The following is a 12,165-nucleotide window of genomic DNA, read 5'->3' on the forward strand; positions in this document are numbered from 1 at the left end:
TCAGCATGCTTGCATTTAGTCCATATATCAGTTCTTTCATCGATCAGATTATCGTAAGCGTTCCTTATTTTAAGCCCGAACTGACATTGATCGTCACTTTTATTGGTACTATCCTCGCTAGTCTTTTTATTGACAAACACTGGAAGCATACCTCTTTTGTCATCACCCTCATTGGGCTATTGCTCAGTGGTTGTTACCTTGTGGGCCAGGGACTCAGTAAGGTAGAGGCAACAGGCTTCTTTGATATGATCCATATTGATGCATTTGCTGTAGCCGCACGTTTGATTATCCTGTTGTCAACAATTCTCATTTGTATATTCATTCAACAACGCCATCAAGACCGCCCCTTAGGTGACCTATACGCCGTACTACTGACCGCAACCCTTGGCTTGAACCTGCTGACTATGTCGAGTAACTGGTTGATGATCTTTATTGCAGTGGAAACAGTTTCGATCAGCTCCTATATTATGGTTGGCTATTTCTCTTCAACAAAAGTTCAATCGGAAGCTGCTTTAAAATATGTACTGTTCGGATCCATCTGTGCTGCGGTTATGCTCTATGGTTTGTCTTTATTATACGGTTTCACGGGAAACCTGAATTTTGATGCACCAAGCCACATTGCCGGCTTGATGGAAGCACCCCAGATCATGATCAGCATTGCTTTACTATTTTTGTTGACAGGTATTGGTTTCAAACTGAGTTTTTTCCCTTTTCATGTCTGGAGTCCGGATGTTTACCAGGGTGCCCCAACAGTGATTACAACCTATCTCGCTACAGTACCCAAAATTGCTGTTGTTGTGCTATTATCCAAGATACTTTCAGCCTGGCTTAACGTGTCCTTTTATTTTAGTGATTTCTTGACTTATGTGATTATTGCGATCGCCATTGCAACGATGCTGATTGGTAATTTAGCCGCTTTACGCCAACACGATGCCAAAAGGATGATGGCCTATTCTTCTATTGGTCATACGGGGATACTTCTTATGGCTGTATTGGTTTATCAAAATAATGAATCAAATGTGCTGTTATTTTATCTATCCATATACGCTTTGATGAATATTGCGGTATTCATCTTTATTGATGCTTTGGAAGCTAGTTTAGAAAATACTTCAATTGAATCGTATCGCGGCTTAGGAAAGCAGTACCCACTGCTGTTCACCTCCTTTTCAATTGTTTTAATCGCTTTGGTGGGGCTACCCCCTACTGCAGGTTTTGTTGGAAAACTTTTGGTCTTTTCCAAAGTGTTCGAACAATACCAAAACTTCCAATCCTTTGGTTTATTGGCATTGCTCCTAGTTGGTGCATTGACATCTGTCATTTCCCTATTTTATTATTTTAAAATACCACTGAATGCATTTTTAAGAGAAAATACGGGATCTCCAGGAGTTAAGTTCAATATGGTACTCTTGTGTATTGGAATCTTATGTACCGTAGCCGTATTGATCTTAGGTATCTTTCCTGATTTATTACTTTCGGCATTCTAGAAAACAGGAAACTTCTTTCATTTTAATAAGTCTATCGTCTAATTCATTCCCTTAATGTCTGCGTTGAATAGTAAGAATAACTCCATAATATATTTTATATTTCCTCAATAAAAGTATTATCTACGGTTGAGGAGAGACCAATAAATTGTTTTTTATGTAAAGCGCAATTAAATTGCATATAAAAAGCAATTTATCTAAGTTTGTACCATGATTAGTGCAATAGCAAATCCAATTTTTCAGCGTGCTATCCAGGATTACCACGTATACGACCAGATTGATCATCCAATCCAAAATCCGTATGACAAACAATCCCTGGAACATCTCCTCTATTTAAAATGCTGGATTGACACGGTGCAATGGCATATGGAAGATGTGGTACGTAATCCCTCAATTGAACCCCAAGAAGGCTTATACTGGAAAAGACGTATTGATGAATCCAATCAGTACCGCACAGATACCGTAGAGTATATTGATAGTTATTTTCTACAAAAATTTCAAGATATAGAGGCGAGCCCTACAGCAACAATCAATACTGAAAGTCCGGCCTGGGCTATTGATAGACTTTCCATTCTGGCGTTAAAAATCTACCACATGGAGCAGGAAACATTGCGCACAGATGCTTCCGAAGCACATATCATTTCCTGCCAAGAAAAGCTGAACGTTTTATTGGAACAACGGAAAGATTTGTCCAAAAGTATTGATGAATTGATGACCGCAATCGCATCTGGCGACAAATACATGAAGGTTTATAAACAGATGAAAATGTATAACGACCCTTCATTGAACCCTGTCCTATATTCTTCAGGAAAATAAAACATGTCCTTACCGCAACGGATCATAGTAACGCGATTTTCAGCTATGGGTGATGTTGCCATGGTTGCCTCCGTATTGAAAGAATTCTGCATTCAGTACCCTGATGTAGAAATTATTATGGTCAGCAGGCAATTCTTTGCACCATTTTTTGATGGAATAAAAAACATACGGTTTCACGCCATTGAGCCCAAAACAATTCATAAAGGTTTTTTTGGTTTGGTCAGGCTAAAGAAAGAGCTAGCACAGTACGGCGCAGATGCTATTGCGGACTTACATTTCAATTTGCGTTCGCGTGTAATTGATCTATTATTTTCCTTATCGGGCGTAAAAGTAAAGCAGCTTGACAAAGGGCGGGAAGAAAAAAAAGCCTTAACCCGGGAAAACAACAAGATTAAAGTTCCACTGAAACTAACCGTAGAGCGCTATGCAGATGTATTTCGTGCATTAGGCTTCAAATTTGAGCTCAGTAACAACTTGGCGCCTAATTTGCAGGATGTACCCAAAGCTGCATTTAATATGTTCGCGAATTTCGATCGAAAGAAAATTGGCATTGCCCCATTTGCACAACATCATTATAAGATTTTCCCTCAAACCAAAATGGAAAATGTGATAGACGAACTCACGCACAATGGCTACGATGTTTTGTTGTTCGGCGGTGGCGAACAAGAGTTCCTAATTGCCCAAAACTGGACCGAGCGATTTCCCAACACCTATAATACCATAGGCAAATTCTCGCTGCGGGAGGAACTGGATTTGATTTCGAACCTAGATCTCATAATCAGTATGGACTCTTCCGGACTTCATATGGCATCGTTAATGGGCGTAAGGTGTCTTTCTTTGTGGGGAGCAACGCATCCTTATGCTGGATTCACAGGTTATGGGCAGCAGCTAACAGATTGCATCCAAGTTGAGCACCCCAATAGACCGAGTTCGGTGTACGGCAATAAGCCGTGTAACTGTGATGGTATAGAGGCGATCGATTTAATTACATCAGAAATGGTGATTGAAAAAATAAGAGCAATAGAATGAAAATAGGATTCGATGCAAAACGCTATTTCTTAAACAAAACCGGTCTGGGAAATTATAGTCGCGACCTCATTCGTATACTCGAAAAGTATGCTCCCGAAAATGAGTATCTGAAATATACACCAAAAACTGGTGATCAATATATCAATCAACCAGCATCTCAAAAAAATATCCGGTTGCCACAGGGTTTTATCAACACTACTTGGCCTAATCTCTGGCGTAATCAACGTATTGTTCGGGATTTGAAAAAAGATAAAGTTGATATTTACCATGGACTGTCTGGTGAAATTCCATTAGGTTTAGCAAAGGCACATATTAAATCTATTGTTACCATTCATGATTTAATTTTTTTGAGACATCCTGAACTTTATCATCCAATTGATCGTTGGATTTATAAGAAGAAATTCAAGCATGCCTGCGAGGCATCTGATCGTATCGTTGCCATAAGCGAATGTACTAAAAACGATATTGTCGAACTCTTTCATATACCCGAAGAAAAAATTGATGTCGTTTATCAGGGATGTCATGAATCATTCAAAACTATCAAAACTGAAGAGCAGAAGACGGAACTTAGAAACAAGTTAAAATTACCAAAGGATTTTCTATTAAATGTTGGAACGATTGAACCGAGAAAGAATATCTTACCAACAGTGAAAGCGATTAAAGACATCGATATTCCCCTTGTTATTGTAGGAAAACCAACTCGCTATCACCGAGAGATCATGGATTATATCCGACATAACAACATGGAGAATAGGATCTTCTTTTTCCAAGGGTTAGCGATGGAAGAATTGGCCATTCTCTATGCATCGGCAACGATTTTCATTTATCCCTCAATTTATGAAGGCTTTGGCATTCCTATTATAGAGGCGCTTTACTCTGGTACACCTGTGATCACCAGTAAAATGGGCGTCTTCCCAGAAGCTGGGGGGCCGGCATCTTGCTATATTGACCCTACAAATATTGCAGAGATAAAGCATGCCATAGCGACGCTGCTTGTCGATTCATCCAAGCGCAATGAAATGATCGAAAAGGGACTGGACTTTGTGCAGAAGTTTAATGATGAACATGTTGCCAAACAAATGGCTAACATTTACGCCAGCTTATAAGTTGATCGATTGGCCCGTTGAAATAAAATACTTCTTCAATACATGAAGAGAAACAAACTTTTCTTGTGCCTGATTCAAAAATAATTTCACATAAGCGTTAGCCTGTCTTACTATTTTTTCGGCCGCCTCAGGATGATCGATGTAAAACTGTAGCTTTTCTTCCAAATCCGAATAATCACTTTTAATACAGATAAAATGATGGTCTGGCAGTAGAGTTCCCTCCATAAACCAGGTTTCATATGTCGGCATCGGCATGACAGCGATGGAATTTGACGACATGATCCATTTTAAGTTGGTTGCAACATCATTCCCTTCCAGGGCAAGAATAAATTTGTAAGACAAATGCCCTGTGATAGAAAGATAATCCGGATCAGATGACTTGAACGCTCTTTTTAAATCACATAATGGATGATTATGGTATTGTTGAAAAAATAGTTCCCGATGTGCCTGTGCAAACTCACTCCTCCCAACAAGTCTATTTTTCTTCTTCCGAAAAGCAATATGGTCGGTAATAAAGTTAAAGTGCCGGCTCTTATCCAGGTTCAACAATACCGAGTTGGCATTGTCACCTGCGATTGGCCTACTTTTCACTAAGGCAGGTTTATCCGGAATAGCAATAATATCACCTGGAAGGATCTGAAATTTCAGTTGCTGATTAAAATAATCAAGAAATTGTTTACTATCAAAATAATAAACACGAATATTCTCGGGCATCTTATAATCTTTGATCGGAATTGCATCGATTGACAAAGACCGCTGCGGAGCTAGTTTATTATAATAGTTTATCCGGAACCGAACCCATTCAGGCTGCTGGGTCAAATCTCTGTTCAGCAACACCGAGGCCTTTTTCCGTAGCAGAAACTTTGGTCTCAGCTGTCGTCCGAATACACTTAAATAATAAAAGAATTTAACATTCTTATTTTTTAAAAAGATCTTCTTGAAATTCAACTTCATAGCATATATAAGAAATAAGAGCTGTCGCTATCTAATCGTCCTTAGGTTTGACCACAGGTACACGAAGCTGCATTTTTTTCCAATGTAGTGAGCGATCGCCATAAATCAGAATCTTACTTAGTTTATACTTGAACTTCAAAAGTCCTTGATAATCGTCGGTAATACGACGATAGGCAACCTGAGGATCTTCTTCTAAAACCCGATTTATTGCTTCCGTATAGACCGTTGGTCCTGTCATCTGATGGACATCACGTGGATATCTATTTTCCTCGATATTTCGTACGATCAATTCAATCGTCTTTTTCAGGAATGGGTGTCCTTTATCGTAGATCAATGCCCATTGTGCATAAAGACTTCTATTCTTCTCATGCGTAATAACCGCCGTATCTTCTGGTTTAATCACTTCATCCAAAACGCCAATAATATCACTATCTAAATCTAAATAGATACCGCCATGAACATACAAAACCGCATATCTAAAAAAATCCGCTTTAGCGGCACCGATCTGCAACCGCGCGAAGGCCTCGTAAGTACGTTGATCAAAATTTTCTCTAATGAGCGTATCGATTTGTGCATCATCAAAAAACTGTCTAGTATAGCCTTTATTTCGTTTTAGAAATCGCCAAATATAAAACTTTGTCAACAAGGGTATCTTATTGGTCTTAAAAGTCTGATAGATAACTTTTGGAATCGCCACTTGGAATAAAAATTAAATTATGGTAATAAACAGCGTGTATAGTGATGTAAAAATAAATTCAAAACTATAAAACATGCAAAAATAACGATATATCCCTTACAAACACGTATTTTCTAATATTTAGTTAATCGTCTAGTGTTAATCAGAACAATACCTATTCACTTCACAAACATTTCATTTTTTTTATATTTTATTACAAAAAATATGTAATATATTTGTCACAAAGCAATAAAGCCCACCTCGGTGATCTACATTGTGAAAACATTAAATGTCATTTTTTCAACTAAATTGTAACGAATAAGTGAGCTTTCACGTTACAATAGCGTATGGTCCAATTTTTCAATTATATCGTATACCTTGAGTCAAAAAATAAGCGCTTTAATCATTACATACAATGAAGAGGATAATATAGTAGAAGTCCTCAAAAGCATGGAGTTTGCAGATGAGATCATCGTTTTGGATTCATTCAGTACTGATCGAACGGTTGAGCTATCCGGTCTGCACCCCAAAGTGAAAATTTATCAGAACAAATTTGAGGATTTCACCAAACAGCGCAATTTGGCCCTGACTTATGCGAATAACGATTGGGTGCTTTTTTTGGATGCCGATGAGCGTTTGACTTCAGCATGCCAAACGGAGATATTATCGACAATAAACGATCCGCAAGCAAAAGACGCGTATTACATGTATCGTTTATTTTTCTTTTGTGGCGAACGCATTAATTTTTCGGGAACACAAAATGATAAGAATTTCCGTCTGTTCAAAAAAAGTAAAGCAACATACGACACCAAAAAAAAGGTGCACGAGACATTACTGGTTAATGGCACGATTGGTAGCTTAAAAAACAAGATATGGCATTATTCCTTCGCAGACTACGCGAGTTACAAGGAAAAAATGGTCCATTATGGTCAGCTTAAAGGGAAAGAACTATACGCTAAAAATAAGCGGTACTCACTCTTAAGTCATCTGGCGAAAGTGTCCTTTAAATTTTTTAAGGCATACTTTTTGAAACTAGGAATATTAGATGGGCGACGAGGATACCAACTTTGCTACTTACAGAGTCTCAGTGTACATGAAACTTTTAAGTCATTGAAAAGAGAAGAAAAAAAATGAAGATTTGCATTATAAGCTTTGATTACTGGAATTACGACCACCACATTGTTAAGAAATTACAAGAGAAGGGTATTGATGCATCACATATCAATATGGGTGCCTATAAATACAAAAACTTCGGTGAGCGGGCTTCTAATGCAATCAGCAAAATTTTTCTGAATAAAAACATCAAACATGTAAAACGTCAGGAGTACGTAGTAAATACACTGAAAAAACTAGGTCCCCAAGATCAGATACTCGTTCTAAATCCCCATACATTAGATTATCAGACCATCAAAGAGATCAAATCATATACACCTTACTTAATTTCTTATCTCTATGACAACCTGGAGCGTTTTCCTGTAGAGGACCGTCTTAAGTTATTTGATAAGATCTACTCATTTGAGGACAAAGATGTAAAAAAATATGGCTTTGAAAAGATAACAAACTACAACTATCTTTCAGAACAACCCATTCAGGCCGAAGAAATCGAAAATGATTTATTCTACATTACTTCCTATGATAAACGACGTATTAAGCTCCTTCGCAAACTCACGGTTCGTCTATCTGCATTGGAAGTACGGAGTAAGATTATTGTAGTTGGAAAACAAGTATGGAAAGAGAAACTACGTAACTTTATATTAAGACCGGTTGGTTCAACGCTCATAGAATTCCGGAAAAAGCCAATAAATAATGAAAAAATACTAGAAGAGTATAAAAAATCCAAAGTTATCATCGATTTAATGCGCGAAGGACAGGCTGGATTAAGTTTTCGGATTTTTGAAGCGATGGCTCTCGGAAAAAAGATTATAACTGATAATCAATCTATTCAGACCTATGACTTTTATAAACCAGAAAACTTTTTGATTGTTAATGACGATCTTTCCAATATTGAAAATCAATTTTTCACCTTGTCATATCAGAGAATACCGACAAGCTTATATCAAAAATATTCCCTTAATCATTGGGTAGATCATATTTTTGGAATTTCTTCGACGTTTGAATCTAAAAATATGATCTCCAGCTATTAGGGAGTATACCAGATTAAAATACTGTTTTAATTCTCCAAAATCCGAAATATCCAATTATCAAAATTATATCTATCCACTATTTCTGGATGAATTTCAGCATAAGGAGCATTCAAAAATTCACCTAAAGTGCGCTCATCATTATCCAAAACATAGATATTATTCGGGTGATAAAAATCATAACTCTTAACTTCATTATTATTTGTTATCAGCTTTCTACTGTATCCAATTGCTTCGAATACACGAAAAGACAATCCACTATGAGCATCCACTAAAAAGTCGACAAGGATTTCATTCTGCAACGCTAAATGAATATTTTCTTCATAGGCCAAAGGAGAACTAATATATGTGATACCCGCTAACTGGTACTCGCCCGGCAAATCCCGCTCTCCAGTATATAAATAGAAATTAGGTGTACCATTGTTTTGCACAATAAGGTCAACAGCATCTTTAGTTTGCGACCACCTTACCTTCATAAAAGTTCCGACAAAAAAGAAAGAAGATTTTTTTGGTATTACTTCACGCCTATTGAAATGCCCAAAATAAAAATTGGTAGTTGGAATGAATCTATCATCCTCCCGATTGGCGTCTTTATGGTCAAATACAAAAAAGCGATCAAACTTTGAGACAAGTCGCTTTACTGCCGGATATCGATCAATGCCATCCCATTGATAAGCGATCAATTTATTTGTCTTCGACTTTATTTGATCAATAATTTCCTCGGGATAAATATCAGGTCGAATCAATAAGCAATAATCTGTCGGATGTTTCATCGTCTGCAAGCACCGCATCACATTTTCTCCCAATGCCTTAAACTTCAATCTATTTTTGTACCCTTTGTCTTTCAGGACTGTTTTCCGATACAGGTTAACAAGTCTATCCCAAAGATTTCGGTACTTGAAAACATCATCATCATAGCTAATATCAATCACCTCAAATCCGAGCTGGTCAAGCCTACTTATCAATACCTTATAAATACTGAACGTTCTTGGCATTCCAAGAATAATTCTTTTTTTTCGATCGCTCATCCTATTCTTTTTAGCTGATGGAATTCCAAAATTACCGTTTGAATCAAACAGAATAAAATAAAATCGTAACTTTGTCAACGTCTAGATATTTTATATAAGATGTTATCGTATTTTACCCATTCAAGTCCGTTTTCAAAGTTAAAAGAATGCAAGAACGAACAACATTAGTCTTTGGTGCTCCTGAGGATTTTGGTTTTTCAGATGCAATAAAGGATGAGCTTACCAAGATTGGATATCATGTGGTAGATCTCTCTAAAATAAATAATAATTTTAAATACCCTAATCTTTCAACTAGGATTGTGAACCTAGTACGTAAAACTTTTCTGAAGGATAAAAAATATAAATCGACAATTCGTTCCAAGGTAATATCAGAAAATTTAATCGAAGAACTCGATAAATATCCTAATTTAAATTATGCATTATTCATTCGTCCAGATCTGTTTCCGTTGGATTTCTTTAAAAAAGTCAAAAATAAATTCAATAAAATAGTCGGTTACCATTGGGATGGCATTGATCGTTATGCGGGTGTCACCGATTATATTCCTTATTTCACCGATTTTTATGTTTTCGACCCAATAGATCTAAAATCTAAACTTAATGTTTTTGGTTGTACAAATTTTTATCTTCCCCACACTGTTTCGTCTTTAAATTATATAGAAACAGTAAGCGCATACTCCATCAATTCTTATCAAAAAGATAAAATTATACCTCTAACTGAAATTAAAAACACATTGGAATCTGCTTTGTTTCCATTCAATTTTATTATTTATTCGAAAAACAAAAACGAAATAAAAGAGGCCTATAACTTAGGGTTTAAAACAACATCATCAATGACTAATTATCAAGAAAATCTGCGAAATGTTTTGGCCTCGTCATTATTAATCGATGTGCAAATACAAAGCCAATCTGGTTTATCGTTCCGTATCTTTGAATCCATTGGTTATGAAAAAAAGCTGATTACGACTAATAAAGATATAGAAAATTATGAATTTTATGACCCTAATAACATTCTCATTTGGAACAATCAATCTCCTCAAGAATTTTTAAAATTTTATCATACTCCCTACAAGAAATTACCAAAAAGGATTAAAGAAAAGTATGCATTAGATAATTGGATAAAATTTGTTTTAAAGTCCAAGGATTTCGATCCCATTTCATTGCCAAAAAAATAGTCTGGCATAACATACATATATCAATCAATAATTTTAATATACATATTAGCAAATGCTTTTTTTTTGACTATCCCGTACTATTGTTTCAACTTTTTAAAAAATTAAAGCAGCAGGTTAAAATACTAGATTCGTCTCAACAGGAAGGCTAGATTCAGTAGTAAAACGGGCTGCATAAGCTTAGAAAATCGATGTATAAAAGTTAAAAATTAACATATATACTAATCTACCTCTAAATGATTTTCATTATATATGTGGCAAAATCTGATTAAAAACGTTTACATTTATTACACAATGTCTTTTTATTTTTAGCATTTCTATATATTGATAGTTTTATCGTGTAGAAATACTACTTTTTTAGTTCTTAGCGAGCTTGTTAATTCATTTAAAAATTGTACAACATATAAATATTCATTAGTAAATACAAACTATGACATATTTATATGTTCATAAAACAAAAAAATCATACATGTCAGAGGCAAAAGGAATTAATATTCTTGGTTATATTCACAAACAATTTGGACTAGGTGAGGCCGTTCGGAGCAATATCCGTTCTATCAAAAGTGCCAATATCCCTTATGTTATCAATGATGTCAAATTTGAGATATCTCCTGATATCAAAGAAGAACGTAATAACTCTATTGAGATTATCGATGAAAATCCATATTCGGTCAATCTGATACAGATAAATTTTGACAATTTTTCAAAAGTAATTTCATCAAATAATAAATCCTATTTGAAGGGGAAATATAACATTGGTTTTTGGGCATGGGAGTTAGATTATTTCCCGACAGACTTTCAGGATTATATTGAAATCTTAGACGAAATCTGGGTACCAAGTAATTTCTGTCAAAATGCCATTGCCCAAGTTTCAAACAAGCCGGTACTTCGGTTTATGCACTCCATTAAAATCCCGACTACACAACTTTCTCGCGAAGAACTTAATCTTCCAAAAGAAAAATTCATTTTTCTTTCAATGTTCGATTATCACAGTATATTAGAGCGAAAAAATCCTTACTCCACTATTTCAGCCTTCGAAAAGGCCTTTGGTGAAAACAATACACAAGCTGTTTTAATCATAAAAACATCTGTTGGAGATAAGTTCAAGGAAATGAGAGAAAAATTAAAGAATCGGATAAGAACAAATCCGGCCATCATCTTAATCGAAGAAATTCTACCAAGAGAAAGCTTGGACGCGTTGATTAATAATTGTGATGTTTTCGTTTCTTTACATCGATCCGAAGGTTTTGGTTTGACTTTAGCCGAAGCAATGTCTCTAGGTAAGCCTGTTATTGCGACCGCCTATTCTGGTAATTTAGATTTTATGAATTTTGAAAATAGTTGTCTTGTCCCGTATCAACTAATATCAACTAAAAATAATTATGTCTATACTGAAAATGCCGAGACACATTGGGCAGATCCTGATGTTGAATATGCAAGTAAACTGATGTTAAAGTTGTTTAATGAAAAAGACTTTAGGACTTGCATAGGAGAAAGAGCCAAAAATGAAGTAAAAAACCGATTAGATCCGGAAAATATAGGACTAGCTATCAAAAACAGATTAGATTATATTTATCAATTTTGCGTACCCAAAATTAAGATGGATATAAACCAAACGGTTTTTAACCTTCAGCAAGAAAACACGATTCTTACAAGTAAATTAGATGCTTTAAAAAGAACAAAGGTTGTTAAATGGAAGTTAAGGCTTAAAAACTTTACAAATAAAGTCTTCGGTAAAAACAAGACCTATATCTGGGAGGAATAA

11 protein-coding genes are annotated in these 12,165 nt (G+C 35.7%); 8 read left to right on the forward strand and 3 right to left on the reverse strand.

The annotated features are described in order from the left end of the window. Positions 1–5 precede the first annotated feature (5 nt). From B4Z47_RS20630 to B4Z47_RS20645, 4 genes are all read left to right on the forward strand, one after another. Positions 6–1,484 (forward strand): NADH-quinone oxidoreductase subunit N, encoded by a 1,479-nt coding sequence (locus tag B4Z47_RS20630; RefSeq protein ID WP_286727821.1) that lies wholly within the window; start codon positions 6–8, stop codon positions 1,482–1,484. Positions 1,485–1,691: 207 nt separating this feature from the next. Beyond that, positions 1,692–2,297, forward strand: coding sequence for a DUF4254 domain-containing protein (locus B4Z47_RS20635; RefSeq protein WP_286709668.1), 606 nt, complete (start codon positions 1,692–1,694; stop codon positions 2,295–2,297). Positions 2,298–2,300: 3 nt separating this feature from the next. Further along, positions 2,301–3,326: a glycosyltransferase family 9 protein gene (locus B4Z47_RS20640; protein ID WP_286727822.1), complete on the forward strand. Its 1,026-nt coding sequence runs from the start codon at positions 2,301–2,303 to the stop codon at positions 3,324–3,326. Beyond that, positions 3,323–4,432: a glycosyltransferase family 4 protein gene (locus B4Z47_RS20645; RefSeq protein WP_286727823.1), complete on the forward strand. Its 1,110-nt coding sequence runs from the start codon at positions 3,323–3,325 to the stop codon at positions 4,430–4,432. The genes B4Z47_RS20640 and B4Z47_RS20645 overlap by 4 nt, the downstream gene beginning before the upstream one ends. On the opposite strand, the gene B4Z47_RS20650 is transcribed toward B4Z47_RS20645, so the two are convergent. Together B4Z47_RS20650 and B4Z47_RS20655 are read right to left on the reverse strand one after the other, a co-directional pair. Continuing rightward, on the reverse strand, positions 4,427–5,386 hold the full coding sequence (locus tag B4Z47_RS20650) for a glycosyl transferase family 90 (protein ID WP_286727824.1): 960 nt from the start codon (positions 5,384–5,386) through the stop codon (positions 4,427–4,429). The genes B4Z47_RS20645 and B4Z47_RS20650 overlap by 6 nt on opposite strands. A 31-nt stretch (positions 5,387–5,417) precedes the next feature. Beyond that, the gene (locus B4Z47_RS20655) at positions 5,418–6,083 is read right to left on the reverse strand and encodes a glycosyltransferase family 32 protein (RefSeq protein ID WP_286727825.1); all 666 of its coding nucleotides are present in this window, start codon (positions 6,081–6,083) and stop codon (positions 5,418–5,420) included. A 357-nt stretch (positions 6,084–6,440) separates the two neighbouring features. On the opposite strand from B4Z47_RS20655, the gene B4Z47_RS20660 reads away from it, so the two are divergent. Both B4Z47_RS20660 and B4Z47_RS20665 read left to right on the forward strand, forming a co-directional pair. Continuing rightward, a complete protein-coding gene (locus B4Z47_RS20660; RefSeq protein ID WP_286727826.1) occupies positions 6,441–7,196 on the forward strand; it encodes a glycosyltransferase family 2 protein in 756 nt (251 codons plus the stop codon). After that, positions 7,193–8,206 carry a glycosyltransferase family protein gene (locus B4Z47_RS20665; RefSeq protein ID WP_286727827.1) on the forward strand — a complete coding sequence of 338 codons (1,014 nt, stop codon included), beginning with the start codon at positions 7,193–7,195 and terminating at the stop codon, positions 8,204–8,206. The genes B4Z47_RS20660 and B4Z47_RS20665 overlap by 4 nt, the downstream gene beginning before the upstream one ends. A 26-nt stretch (positions 8,207–8,232) precedes the next feature. Here the strand turns inward: B4Z47_RS20665 and B4Z47_RS20670 are convergent, their stop codons facing one another. After that, a complete protein-coding gene (locus B4Z47_RS20670) occupies positions 8,233–9,231 on the reverse strand; it encodes a hypothetical protein (protein ID WP_286727828.1) in 999 nt (332 codons plus the stop codon). A gap of 146 nt (positions 9,232–9,377) precedes the next feature. Between B4Z47_RS20670 and B4Z47_RS20675 the strand changes: the two genes are divergently transcribed. Beyond that, positions 9,378–10,403: a hypothetical protein gene (locus tag B4Z47_RS20675; protein WP_286727829.1), complete on the forward strand. Its 1,026-nt coding sequence runs from the start codon at positions 9,378–9,380 to the stop codon at positions 10,401–10,403. A gap of 466 nt (positions 10,404–10,869) precedes the next feature. Continuing rightward, positions 10,870–12,165, forward strand: coding sequence for a glycosyltransferase (locus B4Z47_RS20680; protein WP_286727830.1), 1,296 nt, complete (start codon positions 10,870–10,872; stop codon positions 12,163–12,165).

The sequence above is a fragment of the Sphingobacterium sp. UBA2610 genome (genome assembly GCF_002339225.1).
Taxonomy (GTDB): Bacteria; Bacteroidota; Bacteroidia; order Sphingobacteriales; family Sphingobacteriaceae; genus Sphingobacterium; species Sphingobacterium multivorum.